Annotated in this window: 14 protein-coding genes; 6 read left to right on the top strand and 8 right to left on the bottom strand. The window is 66.4% G+C overall.

Annotated elements, in window-relative coordinates; translation table 11 throughout:
- Entirely contained in the window at nucleotides 1–1,491 is a 1,491-nt protein-coding gene (locus AC3A6Y_RS26550; protein WP_487871234.1) for an NCS1 family nucleobase:cation symporter-1, read from the bottom strand.
- A 184-nt stretch (nucleotides 1,492–1,675) separates the two neighbouring features.
- Between AC3A6Y_RS26550 and AC3A6Y_RS26545 the strand changes: the two genes are divergently transcribed.
- Nucleotides 1,676–1,984 (top strand): acylphosphatase, encoded by a 309-nt coding sequence (locus AC3A6Y_RS26545; protein ID WP_487871233.1) that lies wholly within the window; start codon nucleotides 1,676–1,678, stop codon nucleotides 1,982–1,984.
- Nucleotides 1,985–2,070: 86 nt separating this feature from the next.
- Here AC3A6Y_RS26545 and AC3A6Y_RS26540 read toward each other — a convergent pair whose 3' ends face one another.
- The 3 genes from AC3A6Y_RS26540 to AC3A6Y_RS26530 form a co-directional block, all read right to left on the bottom strand.
- Complete coding sequence (locus AC3A6Y_RS26540; protein WP_487871232.1) at nucleotides 2,071–2,517, bottom strand: calcium-binding protein; 447 nt, start codon at nucleotides 2,515–2,517, stop codon at nucleotides 2,071–2,073.
- Between the two features lie 613 nt (nucleotides 2,518–3,130).
- A complete protein-coding gene (locus AC3A6Y_RS26535) occupies nucleotides 3,131–3,745 on the bottom strand; it encodes a hypothetical protein (protein ID WP_487871231.1) in 615 nt (204 codons plus the stop codon).
- A 346-nt stretch (nucleotides 3,746–4,091) separates the two neighbouring features.
- The gene (locus AC3A6Y_RS26530; RefSeq protein ID WP_487871230.1) at nucleotides 4,092–5,543 is read right to left on the bottom strand and encodes a flavin-containing monooxygenase; all 1,452 of its coding nucleotides are present in this window, start codon (nucleotides 5,541–5,543) and stop codon (nucleotides 4,092–4,094) included.
- 525 nt (nucleotides 5,544–6,068) lie between these two features.
- Here AC3A6Y_RS26530 and AC3A6Y_RS26525 point away from each other — a divergent pair.
- Genes AC3A6Y_RS26525 through AC3A6Y_RS26510 form a run of 4 tightly spaced genes read left to right on the top strand, consistent with a single transcriptional unit; the run spans nucleotide 6,069 to nucleotide 11,219 of the window.
- Entirely contained in the window at nucleotides 6,069–6,797 is a 729-nt protein-coding gene (locus AC3A6Y_RS26525) for an ABC transporter ATP-binding protein (protein WP_487871229.1), read from the top strand.
- Nucleotides 6,798–6,802: 5 nt separating this feature from the next.
- Entirely contained in the window at nucleotides 6,803–9,169 is a 2,367-nt protein-coding gene (locus AC3A6Y_RS26520; protein WP_487871228.1) for an ABC transporter permease, read from the top strand.
- 5 nt (nucleotides 9,170–9,174) lie between these two features.
- A complete protein-coding gene (locus AC3A6Y_RS26515) occupies nucleotides 9,175–10,362 on the top strand; it encodes an efflux RND transporter periplasmic adaptor subunit (RefSeq protein WP_487871227.1) in 1,188 nt (395 codons plus the stop codon).
- A complete protein-coding gene (locus AC3A6Y_RS26510) occupies nucleotides 10,359–11,219 on the top strand; it encodes a DUF6544 family protein (protein ID WP_487871226.1) in 861 nt (286 codons plus the stop codon). The genes AC3A6Y_RS26515 and AC3A6Y_RS26510 overlap by 4 nt, the downstream gene beginning before the upstream one ends.
- 18 nt (nucleotides 11,220–11,237) lie before the next feature.
- Here the strand turns inward: AC3A6Y_RS26510 and AC3A6Y_RS26505 are convergent, their stop codons facing one another.
- Nucleotides 11,238–13,610, bottom strand: a complete 2,373-nt coding sequence (locus AC3A6Y_RS26505; RefSeq protein ID WP_487871225.1) for a phosphoketolase family protein — start codon at nucleotides 13,608–13,610, stop codon at nucleotides 11,238–11,240.
- 102 nt (nucleotides 13,611–13,712) lie between these two features.
- On the bottom strand, nucleotides 13,713–14,942 hold the full coding sequence (locus tag AC3A6Y_RS26500) for a trypsin-like peptidase domain-containing protein (RefSeq protein ID WP_487871224.1): 1,230 nt from the start codon (nucleotides 14,940–14,942) through the stop codon (nucleotides 13,713–13,715).
- Nucleotides 14,943–15,573: 631 nt separating this feature from the next.
- On the opposite strand from AC3A6Y_RS26500, the gene AC3A6Y_RS26495 reads away from it, so the two are divergent.
- On the top strand, nucleotides 15,574–16,227 hold the full coding sequence (locus AC3A6Y_RS26495) for a BON domain-containing protein (RefSeq protein WP_487871223.1): 654 nt from the start codon (nucleotides 15,574–15,576) through the stop codon (nucleotides 16,225–16,227).
- Nucleotides 16,228–16,569: 342 nt separating this feature from the next.
- Here AC3A6Y_RS26495 and AC3A6Y_RS26490 read toward each other — a convergent pair whose 3' ends face one another.
- Nucleotides 16,570–17,439, bottom strand: a complete 870-nt coding sequence (locus AC3A6Y_RS26490) for a BON domain-containing protein (protein WP_487871222.1) — start codon at nucleotides 17,437–17,439, stop codon at nucleotides 16,570–16,572.
- 204 nt (nucleotides 17,440–17,643) lie between these two features.
- Nucleotides 17,644–18,072, bottom strand: a complete 429-nt coding sequence (locus AC3A6Y_RS26485) for an Hsp20/alpha crystallin family protein (protein ID WP_487871221.1) — start codon at nucleotides 18,070–18,072, stop codon at nucleotides 17,644–17,646.
- Nucleotides 18,073–18,154 lie beyond the last annotated feature (82 nt).

Below are 18,154 nucleotides of genomic sequence, written 5' to 3'. Positions count from 1 at the left end.
TCAGGGCTTTCGGTTGAGGAGGGCGTAGATCACGAAGCCCAGGCCCATGCCGATGAACCAGGCGTAGTTGGCGGCGCCGCGCCACGCGGGGATGAGCACGCACAGGATCGGAATCAGCGCCGAGGGGATCATGGTCCACACGGCCTTCATGTTGTAGCCCTTGGTGTACCAGTAGCGGCCCTTGGAGCTCAGCGTGTAGAGCTCGTCGACCACGACGTGCTGCTTTTGCACCAGGTAGAAGTCCGCGATCAGGATGCCGAACAGCGGTCCGATGAAGGAGCCCAGGATGTCCAGCGTGTAGTGGATCACCTCGGGGTTGTTGTAGAGGTTCCAGGGCGTCAGGAAGATCGAGCCGACCGCGGCGATCATGCCGCCCGTGCGCCAGCTGATGTGCTGCGGCGCCACGTTCGAGAAATCGAAGGCCGGCGAGACGAAGTTGGCCACGATGTTGATGCCGATGGTCGCGATCATGAAGGTCAGCGCGCCCAGCACGACGGCGGTGGTGCTGTCGATCTTGCCCACCGTGTGGACCGGGTCGGTGATCAGCTCCCCGAAGACCGGCAGCGTCGCTGCGGTGGTGATCACCGTCAGCAGCGAGAAGAACACGAAGTTGACGGGCAGGCCCCAGAAGTTGCCCTTCTTCACTGCGGCGAAGCTCTTGCCGTAGCGCGAGAAGTCGCCGAAGTTGAGCATCGGCCCGCTGAAGTAGCTCACCACCAGCGCGATCGCCGACAGCATCACCGGCAGCGCGTCCCAGCCCTGGAACTTGACGCCTCCGAGGTTGAGGTCGATGTTCTTCCAGCCGGCCTTCCACACCAGCCAGCCGCACAGGATCGCCATCACCACGTACACGCCGGGGCCGGCCCAGTCGATGAACTTGCGGATCGCTTCCATGCCGTGCCAGAACACGAAGGCCTGCAGCACCCACATCACCATGAAGGCGACCCAGCCCAGCGCCGACAGCCCGGCGAAGCCGTGCAGCTTGACGTCGGCGTAGGGCGCGAGGGTGGGGAACAGGTGCAGCGCCAGCACCATGAAGGCGGCCGAGGCGAGGTAGGTCTGGATGCCGTACCAGGCCACCGCGATCAGGCCGCGGATGATGGCCGGGATGTTGGCGCCGCGCACGCCGAAGGAGGCGCGGCAGATCACGGGGTAGGGCGTGCCCGTCACCTGGCTGGGCTTGGCCACCAGGTTGCAGAAGAACTGCACGATGCAGATGCCCACCAGCAGCGCCACCAGCACCTGCCAGCTGGACAGGCCCAGCGCGAACAGGCTGCCGGCCGTGATGTAGCCGCCGACGCTGTGCACGTCGGACATCCAGAAGGCGAAGATGTTGTACTGGCCCCAGGTCTGCTTCTTCAGCGGCGCAAGGTCTTCGTTGGTGAGGGCAGGGTCGTAGCCCGGCTTGATGAGGGCGTTCGATTCATGGGCGTGCGGCGGGGGGCTGGCGAGCGGTAGCTCCACGCTGGCTTGGCTGACGGCGGTGTTCACGGGTTGTCTCCTCGTGGCGGTTGGCGGTTGGCGGATGTCCGGACGGGGGAAGTCCGGTTCGTTGATTGCACCCTATATTTGTATACAAAAAATGAGTGCAATCAAGCGCCAAGTTGGGGATTGGGGTTGGTGTTTACCCGGAGCCGGTCGACAATGGGCGGCCCGGCATCAGCGAGAGGCGCTCATGGATCGACATGATGAGAACGCAGCGATCGAGCACCGCCTGGTGCGGGTGCGCGGAGTGGTGCAGGGCGTCGGGTTCCGGGACGGCTGCATGCGCCACGCGCGAGCGCTCGGCATCGCCGGCTGGGTCCGCAACCGCCGGGATGGCTCGGTCGAGGCGCTGCTTCAGGGCTCGCCGCAGCAGGTGGCGCAGATGTGCGCGTGGCTGCGGCACGGCGTGCCGGGCTCACGCGTCGATGCGCTGGAGGGGACCGCTGTGCCGGCACCGTCGCCGCCACTGGAAGGCTTCGAGGTGCTGCCCACCGCGTGATCAATCGTCGCTTGCGTTCAGTGCAGTGACGGCGTGCACCTTGTTCCGCGCGTCGACCCGGCGAATCATGGTTTCTCTGTATCGCTTCAACGCCAGTCGGCAGCCAGGAGCGGGGCCAGGCTGTTCTGATGGTCCTGCGGCAGGGTGGTCTGCCCGGGCGGCGGGGGTGCGAAGCTGGCCATGGCCTGCACCAGGTTCTGGACCATGGTGTCGATCAGCACATGGCCGTCGCTGGTCCTGAACTCCTCGACTTGGTAGCCGCTCCCCGCGTACCAGCTGTTGAGGGTGAGCTTGTCCTCGGTGCCGATGATGCTCACTTCGAGGTTGTTGCCCACTTGCCTGAACCACAGCTGGTCTGCCGTGATTCCGTTGGCAAACTCCACCGTGTCCTTGTTGCCTGCGGTGGCGTCGGTTTCGATGATCGTGTCGCTGCCCTGGCCGCGCGCCATGCGGTAGGTGTCGTTGCCGGCGCCGCCGATCAGGGTGTCGTTGCCGGCGCCGCCATCGAGCGTGTCGTTGGCCCCCGAATCCATAGCCCGCCATGAGGGGTAAAAAAAATGCCGAGAACGCATAGAAGAACCCACGCCGGTGTGTTGTCGTTCCTAGTGCCCAGGATGGGTCACCAGGCAACATCACCATGCCGGCAATTGCTCCCGCTGAGATCAATGGTCCTAGAAGCACAACGAAGTGCTGTTTGAATCTCGCACGCCCAATGGCTCGTTGCCGTCGGAGCAGATAGGGATAGTTCACGCAACTCTGGCAAAGGACCACTGCGGCCAAGTACGGCACCAGCGCCACCACCATGCAGTTCACCAGCAATGCCATCTGCGGATAGATCGTTGAATTGGCATGCACATCCATGTAGGGCACATGAGCGACCATCCAACCAGTGAACCTCTGAAGTAGTGGGACGCGATCCAGAATGTCGACGGGCGCGAACAAGACTGCAAGCGCGGGGATCAGCGCCGGCACGATCAGCAATGGACTGAGACTCCCCCTCAACGAGAATGCTGGAATGGGGGGAGGCACAGATCGAGGCTGCTCATCGTCATCGAAATCCACGTACGCCATGCAGGCCTCCGCATTTCACTGACGAAAGCACAGAATGAACAGTCGAGAAGAACTCAGCGAAACAGCAGGCGTCACTCATTCGATCTCTCCCTCACTTAGATGCGGTGCAAAGAACTCCAAACAGGGTGTCGAAGAGGCACGGCTTATCTTCCTCGTTTGCGAGCACGCTCGGCGCTCGGCGATCTTGCGACGCATGCGAGAGCGACAGCGACAGCGACTTGACGTCTGGTCAAGCGCAACCACGAGGTCGCCCTTGTTGCTTCCGCTGAGGATGGTGATGGGGCCTTGGAGTTCGACAGTGTCGCTGCCAGCGGCATCGGTGAGCAGCTCCGCCAGCGGCGTGTGGGTGTCCATGTCCTCGACACCTATGACGTATAGGTGGTCCGTGGTGGTGCCGAGCATCGAGCGGCCTTGCGAGGCGCCAATCAGCATGTCCAGGAAGGCGTTCTCGCCGATGTCCGCTATAACGCGCACCACCGCACCGAGCGCGGGCGAGCGGGCCGCGACGTCCTCGACGAGGCCAAGCACATTGCCGCTGCTCATCATGACGTTCCGCTGCGCCGCCAGGGCATCGCGCGCAGGGGTGGTGGCCGGGCCGGTGCCTTTCAGATAGTTCCGATAGGCCAACCGTTCTCCGCTATCGAGATAGCGTTGAAGAACGGCGATATCGACTTGATTCAGTCGTGACATGGGTGAGGATTCCCTTGGTTGGTTCTTATTGGCAGCTCGGGGCCTTGTTCTTGATCGACACAGAAATACAGGCCGAGCTATCTCATCGAGACCTGCATGCGCCATTCAGCAATGAACCGCGAACCATATCGGCACTCCGGCCCGAACTCAATGGGCCGAATGTCCCGATCTGCATGCCTCGCGACAATTGATCAGATTTGGACCCTGCGCTTACCGAGGCCGCGACTGGTCCGGGGCCAGGAAAGTGGTGCGGTCGTTCCCGTTTTCGGTGGAGCGCCGCTTCTGCCTCGGCAGCAAGGCGCCTGGCTGGCCAGTCACATAGAGTTCGGTGCCCCCACGCGTGCGCTCAGGCCGAGAAGCGCATCACCCCGTCATCCAGCGCCGCGAAGCGCAGGCTCATCAGGTCGGACAGATAGTCCTGGTTCAGCTTCCACGGCCGCTTCGCGCCCTGTCGGGGCAACTGGTTCATCGCGCGCTGGAAGTAGCCTGACGAGAAATCGGTCCAGGGCGCGAGCGGCATCGCGCTCGCGTCGAGCTGCGGCCGGCACTCCCGTGCGCCGGTGCGCTGCATGTGCCGCAGCAATCGGCACACGAAAACGCTGGCCAGGTCTGCCTTGAGCGTCCACGAGGCATTCGTGTAACCGAAGATCGACACCAGGTTGGGCACGCCGCCGAACATCAGCCCCTTGTAGCTGACCAGTTCCGAGCCGGCCAGCGGCCGGCCGTCGACGCTGAACGCGAGCGCGCCCAGCGGCCGCAGCTTCAGGCCGGTGGCGGTCACCACCAGGTCGGCCTCGAGCTCCGCGCCGCTCGCGAGCTGAAGGCCGCGTTCGGTGAAGCGTTCGATGCGGTCGGTGACGATGCTCGCGCGCCCCGCGCGGATCGCCTTGAACAGGTCGCCGTCCGGTACCAGGCACAGGCGCTGTTCCCAGGGGCCGTAGCGGGGCGAGAAGTGCCGATCGACGTCGTAGTCCGGCCCGAGCTGGCGGCGCACCAGCTCGAGCATCAGCTCCCTGGCCTGCTGCGGCCTGCGCCGGCACAGGCGAAACACCAGCATGGCCATCAGCAGGTTCTTCCAGCGGGCGACCGCATGGGCCGGGCCCGGGCCCGCGACGCGCTGCAGCCAGCGTGCCAACGGATCGGCCGACGGCCGCGAGAGCACGTAGCTCGGCGAGCGCTGCAGCATCGTCACGTGGGCAGCCCGCTGCGCCAGCGCCGGGACCAGGGTGACCGCGGTGGCGCCGCTGCCGATCACCACCACGCGCCGGCCGGCGTAGTCGATGTCGGCGGGCCAGTGCTGCGGATGCACGATGCGGCCGGCGAAGCGCTCCCGGCCTTCGAACTCGGGCGTGTAGCCCTCGGCATCGTCGTAGTAGCCGATGCACATCAACAGAAAGGCGCAGCGCAGGCGCAGCGGCTCGGCGGCCTCGCGCTCGATTTCGACGGTCCAGGCGGCCTCGGCGGACGACCATGCGGCCCGGCGCAGCCGGTGGCCGAAGCGGATGCGATCCTCGATGCCGTGCTCGCGCGCGGTGTCGCGCAGGTACTGGAGGATGGCGGGCCCTTCGGCGATGGCCTTGTCCCCGGTCCACGGCCGGAACGAATAGCCCAGCGTGTACATGTCCGAGTCGGAGCGCACGCCCGGGTAGCGAAAGAGGTCCCAGGTGCCACCGAGCGCCTGGCGCGCCTCGATGATGGCGAAGCTGCGGTCGGGGCATCGCTTCTGCAGGTGGCAGGCGGCGCCGATGCCGGACAGGCCGGCGCCGACGATCAGCACATCGACGGTCTCGTCAGCCATGCGGGCACTCCCGGGCTGCGGGCTTCAGCCATAGCGCCGGCGCGCGAGCGACGCAGCGCCCTCGGCCAGCGCCTGCAGCTTCTGCAGGGCGATGGCCCTGTCCATCGGATTGCGGTCGTCGCGGATGCCCATCTTCACCCTGTTCTCGAAGTCGCAGGCTGCCGGCAACGGTGGCGCTGAAGAGGGGGCGGGACATGGAGAACCTCGCGGAGGACGACGCCGAGAGGGTAAGCCAATTCCGGGACGGCCGGGGCTTCGGGAGTGAGCCGGCCACGAGCCGCGCCCAGGCGGCGCATCACGCAACTTCTCTGACTGCTCGTGGGGCGAGCGCGATCTGCGCTCGTTCCTCGTGCCGCGATCTTGCAGGCATTTGAGCAAGATCAAGCGGGCCGGCCCGCCCGCCTTCTACAGTTTCGTCGTGGCCGAATGTCCCGCGCCACCCATCCCCAGACAAGGAAACCATGAGCCGCCTGAGCCTTCTCGATGCCGCCTTCGATCCGGCCACCCGGTAAGGAGCCGCGGCCTATGCATGCAACAGCAGCAGCACGTGACGAGCCGATCCTGCGTGGCCGCAAGCTTTGCAAGAGCTACGGCAGCGGCGAGGCGATCGTGCATGCGCTGCGCGACGTGGACCTCGATGTCACGCCGGGAGAATTCGTGGTGCTGCTCGGTGCGTCCGGCAGCGGGAAGTCCACGCTGCTGAACATCCTGGGTGGCCTGGACACGCCGACCTCGGGTGAGCTGCTGTTCCAGGGGCAGCCCCTGACGGGCGCAAGCGAAGAGGTCCTCACCACGTACCGTCGCGAACACGTCGGCTTCGTCTTCCAGTTCTACAACCTGATTCCCAGCCTCACGGTGTCCGAGAACGTGGCGCTCGTCACCGACATCGCACGCGATCCGATGCCCGTCGACGAGGCCGTCGACTTGGTCGGGCTCGGGCCGCGACGCCATCACTTTCCTTCGCAGCTCTCCGGCGGAGAGCAGCAGCGGGTGGCCATTGCCCGTGCCATCGCCAAGCGGCCGCAATTGCTGCTGTGCGACGAGCCTACCGGTGCGCTGGATTACGCGACGGGCAAGCTGGTGCTGGAGGTGATCGCGCGCATCAACCAAGAACTGGGAACCACCGCTTTGGTGATCACTCACAACGCGGCGATCTCCGGCATGGCGGACCGCGTCGTTCGCCTGGCCGACGGGCGCATCGCCAGCATCGAGCGGCCGGAACGCCGGCTGACGCCGGCCGAGCTGGCCTGGTGAAGGTCATGCGTGCGCTCGACCGCAAGGTGCTGCGCGACTTGCGCCTGCTCTGGAGCCAGGCGATCACCATCGCGTTGGTGGTGGCGAGCGGCATCGGCGGCTTCCTGGCGACCCTCTCCGCCGTCGACTCGCTCGCGCAGGCGCGCGACGACTTCTACGCCAGCGGCCGTTTTGCCGACGTTTTCGCGACGGTCAAGGGTGCCCCCGACGCTTTGGCCCCCCGCTTGGCCGAGGTGCCCGGCGTGCTCGACCTGCAGACCACGGTGGAGACGTTTGCGCGCATCACGGTTCCGGGCAGTATCGACCCTGTCATCGGCCAGCTGATCGGGCGCAGCGCCGACCGGCCGCAGCGGCTTAATCGCGTGCAGCTACGGTCCGGCCGCTGGCCGGAAGGCGGCAGCCGCGCCGGCAGCGAACTCGAAGCAGTGGTGACGGAGAGCTTCGCCGAGGCTCATCGCCTGCGTCCGGGGGCCGCCGTCTCCGCTCTGGTGAACGGCAAGCGCCGGACGCTGCGCATCACCGGCACGGCGCTGTCGCCCGAGTACATATTCGGCGGCCTGTACGGCATGCCCGACCTGCGCGCCTTCGGCGTCTTCTGGGTCGACCACGACGAGCTGGCAGCGGCGCTGGACATGGAAGGGGCCTTCACGCACGTGGCGGTCAAGATCGGCCCGGGGGCATCCGAGCACGCGGTCGTCGCCGAAGTCACACGCCGGCTCGCAGGCCTTGGCGGCGCGCCGGCGCATGGTCGCGACGAGCAAGGCTCGCACTCGATGCTGGACAACGAAATCCGCGAACAGCGCGTGCTCGGAACCGTGCTGCCCGCCATCTTCCTGGTGGTTGCGGGCTTCCTGCTGCATGTGGTGACGGCGCGGCTGGTCGCCACGCAGCGTGAGCAGGTCGCGGCCCTCAAGGCGCTCGGGTATCCGAACCGCAGCATCGCCTGGCACTACCTGAAACTGGTCGCGCCCATGGTGCTGGGCGGCTTTGCGCTCGGGCTGGTGCTCGGTCAGGTAATGGGCTCGCTGCTTACCGGTCTCTATGCCGACTTCTTCCGGTTCCCGAGCTTCACCTATCGGCTGGGTCCGGAGCTTGCTGCGGTGGGCCTGCTGCTCCTGCTCGTCACCGCCGTCCTGGGGACGCTCACGGCCATCGCGGCCATCGTGCGCCTGTCGGCCGCCGAAGCGATGCGGCCGCCGGCGCCCGGGCGCTACCGCCGCGCGCTGCTGGAGCGCCTGCCGAGGCTGCATCTCGGGCCGGCGGTGCGCATGATCATGCGCAACCTCGAGCGCCGTCCGCTGCGCGCCGCCCTCACGATCGGCGGCATTGCCGCTTCGGTGGCGATCGTCATCATGGGCAACTTCTTCCGCGATGCAATGGACACCATCGTCGACACGCAGTTCAACCTGGGCATGCGCGGCGACATCATCGTCTGGACCACCGACCCGGTCGATGCCGGTGCAGCCCGGGAACTGGCCCGCCTGCCCGGCGTGGTGCAGGTGGAGCCCGGGCGGAGGCTGCAAGTGCGCTACATCCACGGACCCCGCAGCGCGAAGGGGCTGCTCGATGCCTATCCCGCCGTGCCGCAGCTGCAGCGCATCATCGATGTGACGCAGTCGAGACGGCCCCCGGGCACGCATGGGCTGGTCATGACCGACCGGCTGGCCGACAAGCTCGGGCTGCGGCCTGGCGACCCGGTGCTGGTCGAGGTCCGCGAAGGCCGTCGCGAAGTGCTGCAGCTCGTTCTCGAGCGCACCGTCAGCGACATGATGGGGCTCAATGCGTTCATCCGGCGCGACACGCTCAATCGCGCGCTGGGTGATGCCGACCTGGCCAACTTCTTCAGCCTGCGGGTCGGACCCGGCGCCGCGGAGCGGGTGTTGGAAACGACGCGGAGCATGCCCAAGGTCGCGGGCGCCTTCAGCAAGGCCACCATGCTGCGCAACATGCAGGAAGTCAGCGCGCGCAACATCCTGATCATGAGCGCGGTCCTCACCGGCTTTGCCGCCGTGATCGCGGTGGGCGTGGTCTACAACAATGCGCGGATCGCGCTGGCCGAGCGCACCTGGGAACTGGCCAGCCTGCGGGTGCTCGGCTTCACGCGGCGTGAAGTATCGGTGCTGCTGCTCGGCGAGCTGGCCCTGGGCATCGCCATCGCTCTGCCGCTCGGCATGCTCCTCGGCTGGGGCCTCACGCACGGCGTCGTTCAGCTGATGCGCTCGGACCAGTTCCTTTTTCCGGTGGCGATCCAGCCGCGGACCTATGCCTGGGCGGCCATCTGCATCGTGATGGCTGGCGTGGCCAGCGCCATGGTGGTCCGCCGCCGCATCGACCGCCTCGACATGGTGGCGGCACTCAAGACAAGGGAATGAAGATGATGAACCGCAGGATCTTGGCCTGGAGCGGCGGCTGCGCCGCCCTGGTCGCCTTGCTCGCATGGGCGTTCGCACCGCGGCCCGTCGGGGTGGAAGCCGCAGCGGTGCAGACAGGGCGCTTCGAGCAAGGCATCGAGGAGGACGGCCGGACCCGGTTGAGGGACCGCTACACCGTGTCGGCTCCGGTGGCTGGGCGCCTCACCCGCATCGTGCTGCGGGAAGGCGACCGCGTTACCGCGGGTGACGCCGTTGCCGTCCTCCTGCCGGTGATGCCGGCAATGATCGACGAGCGCGCGTCGCGCGAAGCCGTTGCACGCCATGCAGCGGCGGTCGCAGGGGTGCAGCGAGCGGGCGCACGTCTCGAACGCGCGCGCATCGCGGTGGAGGAGGCGCAGCTGGAACTGCGCCGCACCGAAATGCTTGCCCGCGAGGGCTTCCTTTCAGCCTCGCGGCTGGACAGCGCGAGGCTTGCGTTCCTGGCTGCGCAGCGCGAGCAGGAAGCCGCACGCGCGGAGCGCGAGGTCGCCCTGCAGGAACAGGCGCACGCGGCCGCGGTGCTGCAGCCCGCCGGCCAGGCCCCGGCAGGCCGGCCGCTCACGATTCGGTCCCCGGTCGATGGCGTGGTGCTCAAGGTGGCGCAGCCGAGCGAGGCCACGTTGCCTGCCGGCACTGCACTGCTGGACATCGGGGACCCTGCCCGCATGGAAGTGGTCGCCGAGCTGTTGACGACCGACGCCGTGCAGGCGCAACCCGGACGCCACGCCGTCATAGAGCGCTGGGGCGGTCCGCCGGTGCAGGGCAGGGTCCGGCGCGTGGAGCCTGCGGCATTCACCAAGATTTCGGCACTCGGCATCGAGGAGCAGCGCGTGAAAGTGCTGATCGACATCGAGAGTCCGCCGGAGGGTTGGCAGGCGATGGGCGACGGATTCCGCGTCACGGCCCGCATCATCACTCAAAGTGTCGACAAGGCGGTGCTCGCCCCGGTGGGCGCCTTGTTCCCGTTCGCCGACGGCGGCATGGCGGTGTACCGCATCGACGGCAATCGCGCGCGGCTGCAGCCGGTGGAAGTCGCCGGCCGCAACGGCAGCGAAGCCTGGATCCAGTCCGGCCTGAACCCAGGCCAAAGCGTGATCATCTATCCGCCGCCGACGGTCAGCGAAGGCCGCCGCGTGCAGGTGCGCAAACCTTGAAGCGAATACTCCTGCTCACCGGAGTCGCCGCCGCAGCGCTCGCGGGACGGCAGTTCGCCCGCCGGTGCACTGACGAGAAACAGGCGCGTGCCGCCTGGGCGCAGCTCGCCTCCACGGCGGGTCCGGCCGCCGGCCGCTTCGATCCCGCCATGGTGGCTGACCTGCCGGAGCCCGCGCGGCGCTTCTTCCTGTTCGCCATCGAGCCTGGGGCTCGGCTCGGTTCGGCCGTGGAAATCACGATGGAAGGCGAGCTGTCGCTCGGCACGAAGGAAGACCCGCGCTACCAGCCGATGCATGCGGAGCAGGTGCTGGCTGCGCCGCATGGACTTGTGTGGCGCGTACGCACGGGCAGCGGCGTCATGTGCGCCGAAGGTTCCGACGCGATGGTCGACGACCGGTCCTGGACGCGCTTCCGGGTCCTCGGGCTGCTGCCGGTCGTGCGCGCCGGCGGCGACGCCGACCACCTGAGGTCGTCCTTTGGCCGGGTGATCGGCGAAGCCGCGTTCTGGGCTCCGGCCTCGCTGCTGCCGCAGGCGGGCGTGGCGTGGACGGCGGTGGACGCGGACACTGCCCGTGCCACGGTCACGCACCGTGGCATGCGCCAACAGGTCGACATCCGTGTGGATGCCGGAGGCCAGCCACTCTGGGTGTGCCTTCCGCGTTGGAGCAACGCCAACCCGGCGGGCGTGTATCGCGAGCAGTCCTTCGGCGGGGAGGTGTCCGACTTCAGGCGCGTGCAGGGCTTGCGGGTGCCGTTCCGCGTGGACGGTGGCAACTTCTTCGGAACGCCCGACTACTTCCCTTTCTATCGCGCCCGGGTGCTCTCGTTCCGGGTGCTCCCTCCAACGCAGCGGTGACCTGACGGCGCGCAGATTTCAGCTCGCCCACCGCCAGTCGAGAATCTCCGGCATGTCCTCGCCGTGGGATGTGACCCAGGCGCGATGCGCCATCAGGCGGTCGCGCAGGTGCTGCTTCACGTGGCCCGCGGCGTTTCGAACCCGTGGCACGCGGTCGATCGCATCGGCTGCCAGGTGAAAGCGGTCCAGCCCGTTCAACACCGTCATGTCGAATGGCGTCGTCGTCGCTCCCTCTTCCTGGTAGCCGTGCACATGAAAGTTGTCATGGTTGGCGCGCTTGTACGTCAGCCGATGAATCAGCGAAGGGTAACCGTGGAAAGCGAAGATCACCGGCTTGTCCGTCGTGAAGATGGAGTCGAACTCCGCGTCAGCCATCCCGTGCGGGTGCGCGGACGGAGACTGCAAAGCCATCAGATCGACCACGTTGACCACGCGGACCTTCAGGTCCGGCAACTGCTTGCGAAGCAAGTCGACTGCGGCGAGCGTCTCGAGCGTTGCGACGTCGCCCGCACACGCCATGACCACATCGGGCGCTTCCCCCGCATCATTGCTGGCCCAGGTCCAGATCCCCATGCCGACGCTGCAATGCCGTGTCGCGGATTCCATGTCCAGCCACTGCACTTCCAGCTGCTTGCCCGCAACGATCACGTTCACGTAGTTGCGGCTCCGCAGGCAATGGTCGACGACCGAGAGCAGCGTGTTCGCATCCGGCGGCAGGTAGATGCGCACCACCTCGGCCTTCTTGCTGGCGACGTGATCGATGAAGCCCGGGTCCTGATGACTGAACCCGTTGTGGTCTTGCCGCCAGACGTGGCTGGTCAGCAGGTAGTTCAGCGATGCGATGGGCCTGCGCCATGGAATCTGGCGCGTGACCTTCAGCCATTTGGCGTGCTGGTTGAACATGGAGTCCACGACAGGGATGAAGGCCTCGTAACAGGAAAAGAAGCCATGGCGACCGGTGAGCAGGTAGCCTTCGAGCCATCCTTGGCACAGGTGCTCGCTGAGAACCTCCATGACGCGCCCGTCCGGCGCGACATGGTCGTCGCTCGCGAGGATCTCGGCCGTCGACGTTCGCTGGCTTGCTTCGAAGACCGCGTTCAGTCGGTTCGATGTCGTTTCATCGGGTCCCATCAATCGAAAATTGCCGTCCTGCGCGTTGAGCCGCATGACGTCGCGCAGGAATTCGCCCGCGACGCGCGTGGCCTCGGCCTTCACGGCGCCAGGAGCCGACACGGCAACCGCGCAGTTGCGGAAGTCCGGCATCCGCAGATCCTTGAGGAGCAAGCCGCCGTTGGCGTGCCGATTCGCGCTCATGCGGCGTGGTCCCCGGGGTGCCAAATCGGCGATCTCCGCACGCAGGGCCCCGTCCTCGTCGAACAGCTCCTCGGGGCGATAGCTGCGCATCCATTGCTCGAGCAGTTGGACGTGTGCCGGGCTTTCGTCGAACCCGCCGAGCGGCACCTGATGCGCGCGGTGCGTGCCTTCGACAGGGACCCCGTTCACCTTCTTCGGTCCCGTCCAGCCCTTTGGCGAGCGGAGAACAATCATCGGCCAGCGGTGGCGCCTGCCGAAGCCGTCGGCGCGGGCCTCCACCTGGATGGCGTTGATCACATTGAGCGATTCATCGAGTGCGTCGGCCATCATGCGGTGCATTGCATCGGGCTCGTCCCCGGAGACAAAGTGCGGCTCGTAGCCGTAGCCGCGCATCAGTTGGGTCAGCTCCTCGTCGCCGATCCGCGCAAGCACCGTGGGGCCGGCGATCTTATAGCCGTTGAGATGCAGGATCGGCAGCACCGCGCCGTCACGCGCGGGGTTCAGGAACTTGTTCGAATGCCAGCTCGCGGCCAGCGCGCCGGTTTCCGCTTCTCCGTCGCCCACGACACAACAGGCCAGCAGGTCCGGATTGTCGAAGACGGCGCCGTAGGCATGCAGCAGCGAATAGCCGAGCTCGCCGCCCTCGTGGATCGAGCCCGGCGTCTCGGCTCCCACGTGACTCGAAATGCCGCCGGGAAAAGAGAACTGCCTGAAGAGCCGCTTCATGCCCGCCGCGTCCTGCCCGACGTTCGGATAGACCTCGCTGTAGGTGCCTTCGAGCCAGGTATTGGCAACCACACCCGGCCCCCCGTGACCGGGCCCGGCGACGAAGATCGCATCGAGGTCGCGCGCCTTGATCGCACGGTTCATGTGCGCATAGATGAAGTTCAGGCCGGGCGTGGTGCCCCAATGCCCGAGCAGGCGCGGCTTGATGTGCGCCAGGGCGAGCGGCTCTCGCAACAGCGGGTTGTCCATCAGGTAGATCTGGCCGACGGAGAGGTAATTTGCCGCCCGCCACCAGGCATCGAGACGGGCGATGTCGGCGGCGGAGGCGCGTGGAGGTGGGTGCGATGTCATGTTGGATCTCGTGAGTGACACGGTGATGTTCGTCCCCGGGAGGTCGACAACCCTTGCTCCAGATCAAGCGCGAAGGGCCGCAGGCGCGTCTCGCCCATCGAATCAGTGCGACACGGACCGCGCGGAGATCTTGATCGGCACGTAGGCCAGGCGGCGGTCGCGCATGACGAGCAATGCGACGGTCCGGCCCGTCTTCACGCGCGACAGGGCACGCCGGAAGTCCTCGACACGTTCGACGCGCTGGTCATTGACGGCGATGATCAGATCGCCCGCCCGGATGCCCTCGCTGCGGGCGAGCCCGCTGGATTCGCGCACCAGCAGTGCAGCGTCGATGCGAAGCTTCTGGCGCGTTCCGGCGGAGAGCTCCCCCAGGCTCAGGCCCAGGCCATCGTTCCATTCGGGCTCGGAGTCGACGGGTGAGGGAAGCCGCGCGCCCGGCTGCTCCGCAAGGGTGACCCAGATCGTGTGCGTCTCGCCGCGGCGCCAGAGCTCCAGGCGACTGCGCGTGCCGGGCGTTCGACCGGCGATTTGCTGCAGCAACTCGGAGAAGTGCGCAAAGCGCGCGCCATCGATCGCAGTCACGATGTCGCCGGCGGCCAGCCCCGCGCGCCGGGCGGGACTGTCCGGGTCCACATTGACGACCAGCGCGCCGGTCGATTGCGCAAGGCCGAAGGATTCGGCCAGCAAGGGCGTCATTTCCTGGAACTCGGCGCCAAGACGGGCGCGGCGCACGGAGCCGGTGGTGCGCAACTGCGCCGCAATGTTCATGGCGAGATTGATCGGCACCGCGAACGAAAGCCCCATGTAGCCGCCGCTGCCGCTGTAGATCATGGAGTTGATCGCCACCACTTCGCCCCGGCTGTTGAACAGCGGACTGCCGGAGCTGCCTGGATTGATCGCGACATCGGTCTGGATGAACGGGATCTCGCCGGCGCCGGCGATGAGTCGATCCTTGGCACTCACCACGCCGGTGGTGACGCTTCCATGAAAGCCGAACGGCGCGCCGATCGCTGCAACCCAGTCCCCCGGCAACAACTGCGACGAGTCGCCGATGACTGCCACCGGAAGCCCCTCTGCGTCGATCTTCAGCAATGCGACATCGGTCTGCCGATCACTGCCGACCAGCCGGGCCGTGAATCGGCGCCCGTCGTTCAGGCGGACCTGCGCCTCGTCGACCTGGGTGACGACGTGCGCGCTGGTGAGGATGAGCCCGTCGCTGGAGACGATGATCCCCGAGGCCAGATCCCGGATCTGGCTGATCCTCGCGCTTGCCGGAAGCGGCCAGGCAAGCCGGTCCGCGAAATCGTTCTCGGGCGCGAACTCCAGGCCCATCTCGCCCTCGCTCTCATCGCGCCCGATGCGCAGGGTGCTGATGTCCACCACCGTCGCGCTGCGGCTCGCGACCAGCGTCGAGAACGCCGCCGCCTGCCGCGCAGGGGATTCGCTGCCTGCCGGCGGGACCTGTGCCGGACTGATGCCGCAGCCGAAGAGCAGGCAGGCGCAGGCGAGGGCGGAAAGGAGTTGGCGTGGCTGTCGCACGGTTCGGGGCGCGTCAGGGCTGTTGCGGATGGTCATGAACCAGCAGGACCGCTACCGGACTTTGGCGTACCACCAGAACGGCGTCGCTGCCGAGCGCCGGGCTCGGCGGTGGCGCTGCCATCCAGGGGAACCTGCATATGTTGGTACATGTTTTTCCTCGTTCGCCGGCCGTGTTGCACTTGCCGGCTGTCGGTTGGTTCATTGTTGGTTGCAGGCGCATCGCGGCGTTTGCGCTGTATCAACATTCACGCACGCGGATTCGCCGGTTCGCTTCGCGCGCCTTCCCCGTTTGCGCTTGCTCAATGAAGTGGACAAGCCTTGACCTCACCATCGTCTGTCGGGCGGCACCCAGGCTTTCGTCGCCCGAGCATCTTGCAGGGCGGTTCCTGCAAGCCCTTATCAGACAGACTTTGAAAGGTAGATCATGAAGACCGATGCACAACTGAAGAAGGACGTGGAGAACGAGCTCGAGTGGGACCCCTCCGTGAATGCGACGCACGTGGGCGTGGCTGTCGACAAAGGCGTGGTCACCCTGACCGGTCATCTCGACACCTATGGCGAGAAGTACCTGATCGAGCGTGCCGTGAAGCGGGTCCAGGGCGTGACGGCGCTTGCAGTCGAACTGGACGTCAAGCTTGCGCCGGGACACAAGCGCAGCGACTCGGAAATCGCGGCGGCCGTGGAGTCGGCGCTCAAGTGGCATGCGCAGATTCCGGCGGAGCGCATCACCGTCCGGGTGGAGCAGGGCTGGGTGACGCTCAAAGGCGATGTCGAGTGGGCTTACCAGCGCAACGCCGCCATGCGAGCTGTCCAGTCGCTGACGGGTGTGGTGGGGCTGACGAATGAAATCATCCTCAAGCCGAAGGTGATGTCGGCGAACGTGCTCACGCGAATCCGGGAAGCGCTCGCCCGGCATGCCGAGCAGGAGGCGCAGCGCATCGAGGTCGTGATCAATGGCGCCACGGCAATCTTGCGGGGCACGGTGCATTCATGGGCGGAGCGCACGGCAGCCCAGGGCGCCGCATGCTCTGCGCCCGGCGTGACCCATGTCGTCAATGAACTCAAGGTTGGCGCTTGAAACGCGCAGGGGCGCCGCATCGACATGCGGCGCCCCTTGCGGCTGCGTCAGGGCTATTCGAAAGGCAAGGACTTCTTCTCTTCCGAGAGAGATTCCGGCACTTCGATGCCTCCTGCTTCGGCATCGCGCGGTGCCGCCTCGATAGACTGCCCATGGCCCTCGTTGGGCCGTTCGATATCGGTTCGATTCGGATCCCACCCGCCCCGTCGCGTGCTGCTCGTATCGGCAGCCGCTTCGTCGGGAGGCATCGGCGATCGGACACGACGCCTTCGTGCAGGCGAGGGGCGGGGAGTCGATCGCTTCTTCATGTCAGTTCTCTCGCGCCGCTATCCCGACTCTGCCTCAGTCCAGGACGATGAGGTCGTTCTCGACCGAAGTCACGCCCGGCACCGACCAGGCGGCATCGCGAACCGCGTACAGCTCGGCGAATGAATGCACGCTGCCGCGCAGCGCGATCTTCGATCCGTCGACCGAGATCCGGATGCGGTCGCTTTCGCGCTGCGCCTGCCGTGCCAACGCTTCCCGCAGTTTCTTTTCGACGTCCGCGGCATGCAGCTTCGGAGAGATCTTCACCAGGTTCGAAACGCCGGTGACGCCCATCAGGGGGCGCACTGCCTGCTCCGCTGCACGGCGCTGGTACTCCCATTCGACCTCGCCGTTCAGCGTCACCCAGCCGGCTTCCACCATCGGCTTGATCTTTTCCTTCGGCACGAGGATGCTCCATTCGAGCGCGTGCTCCACGGCCCGTGCAATGTCGGCATCCGTGCGCTCATCGCCAGCGGGCAGCTTGACCGTCAGTTCGACCGCAAGCGCCTTGACGCCTCGGACGCGTTGTGCCGCGTGCTCGGCGGCCATCTTCTCGGCATGGCTTCCGAGATGGCCCGTCAAGGTGACCACACCTTCCTTGACGGTGACGCCGACGGTGCCGGCCTTGATCGCCGGGTCCCAGTCGAGCTCGGCCAGGACGTCGGTGCGGAGTTGCGTATCGGATTTCATGAGTGTTCCTTTCAATGAAAGATCGAGTTGGACCTCAACGAGGGGTTGATGCCACTGTAGGAAGAGATCGTCGCCACCGCGTTGCGCTGGATCAAGAGAAACACGCGTGCGCCCGTCGTTGTCTGGATGGCGAGAGCCTGTCGGCGTCGAGAGGCGATTTGCGTCTTGATCCTTGTCAAGCGTGGTGCGCGAGCCCGAATCGACAATGGGCTGCATGATCAGGACCGCGAGACGGTGTCGGACCCGGGCCGCTATTTGGTCATCGTCGACAGCCGCCGGAGTGCCCGCCCTGAATGGAGCCCCGCGCCTTATATCCCGCGCGTGCGGCGGCCGTCTCCCAAGAGTCGCTAGGAAGCCGGCATCGAGCATCGGCCCGGCCCAAGAGCCCGGTTGCCCCGTGCTCCCAGGCCGCATCCTGTCTCACTGGATGACGATCTTCGACGAGGCGACCGGGGCCTTCTTCGGCAGCTCCAGCGTGAGCACGCCGTCGACGTACTTTGCCTGCACCTTCGTGTCGTCGACGTCCTGGCCAAGGCTGAACGTGCGCGAAACCGATCCGTAGTAGCGCTCGCTGCGCAGGATCTTGTCGCCCTCGCCTTTGGATTCCTTCTCGATTTTCGACTCGGCATCGATGCTGACGACATTGCCGTCGATCTTCACATTGATGTCTTCCTTCTTCACGCCGGGGATGTCGGCCTGCACGGTAAAGGCCTTGTCGTTCTCCTTCACGTCGATGCGCATCTTCAGGGGAGCAGGCTCGCCTTCGAAGACAGTGGGGGAAAAGAAGCGGCGCAGCGCGGCTTCGAAGTCGTTGCCGAACACCGGGTCCAGCAGTCTCAAGTTGCTCATGATGGTTCCTTGGGTAGATGTGTTTGCGAAAGCGTGGGGCATCTGCACCGCGCCTTGTCAATGTAGGCAGCCGCGCCGGCAG

The sequence above is a fragment of the Variovorax sp. Soil_C_17 genome, assembly GCF_057657265.1.
The sequence above is the reverse complement of the archived record's forward strand: the minus strand, read 5'-3'. Positions and strand labels throughout refer to the sequence as shown.

What these genes read in the sequence shown, in the direction of transcription:
- AC3A6Y_RS26545 (WP_487871233.1), top strand. Translation starts at nt 1,676, where the DNA reads ATGGATCGACATGATGAGAACGCAGCGATCGAGCACCGCCTGGTGCGG.
- AC3A6Y_RS26540 (WP_487871232.1), bottom strand. Translation starts at nt 2,517, where the DNA reads ATGGATTCGGGGGCCAACGACACGCTCGATGGCGGCGCCGGCAACGAC.
- AC3A6Y_RS26535 (WP_487871231.1), bottom strand. Translation starts at nt 3,745, where the DNA reads ATGTCACGACTGAATCAAGTCGATATCGCCGTTCTTCAACGCTATCTC.
- AC3A6Y_RS26530 (WP_487871230.1), bottom strand. Translation starts at nt 5,543, where the DNA reads ATGGCTGACGAGACCGTCGATGTGCTGATCGTCGGCGCCGGCCTGTCC.
- AC3A6Y_RS26525 (WP_487871229.1), top strand. Translation starts at nt 6,069, where the DNA reads ATGCATGCAACAGCAGCAGCACGTGACGAGCCGATCCTGCGTGGCCGC.
- AC3A6Y_RS26520 (WP_487871228.1), top strand. Translation starts at nt 6,803, where the DNA reads ATGCGTGCGCTCGACCGCAAGGTGCTGCGCGACTTGCGCCTGCTCTGG.
- AC3A6Y_RS26515 (WP_487871227.1), top strand. Translation starts at nt 9,175, where the DNA reads ATGAACCGCAGGATCTTGGCCTGGAGCGGCGGCTGCGCCGCCCTGGTC.
- AC3A6Y_RS26505 (WP_487871225.1), bottom strand. Translation starts at nt 13,610, where the DNA reads ATGACATCGCACCCACCTCCACGCGCCTCCGCCGCCGACATCGCCCGT.
- AC3A6Y_RS26500 (WP_487871224.1), bottom strand. Translation starts at nt 14,942, where the DNA reads ATGGGCCTGGAGTTCGCGCCCGAGAACGATTTCGCGGACCGGCTTGCC.
- AC3A6Y_RS26495 (WP_487871223.1), top strand. Translation starts at nt 15,574, where the DNA reads ATGAAGACCGATGCACAACTGAAGAAGGACGTGGAGAACGAGCTCGAG.
- AC3A6Y_RS26490 (WP_487871222.1), bottom strand. Translation starts at nt 17,439, where the DNA reads ATGCAGCCCATTGTCGATTCGGGCTCGCGCACCACGCTTGACAAGGAT.
- AC3A6Y_RS26485 (WP_487871221.1), bottom strand. Translation starts at nt 18,072, where the DNA reads ATGAGCAACTTGAGACTGCTGGACCCGGTGTTCGGCAACGACTTCGAA.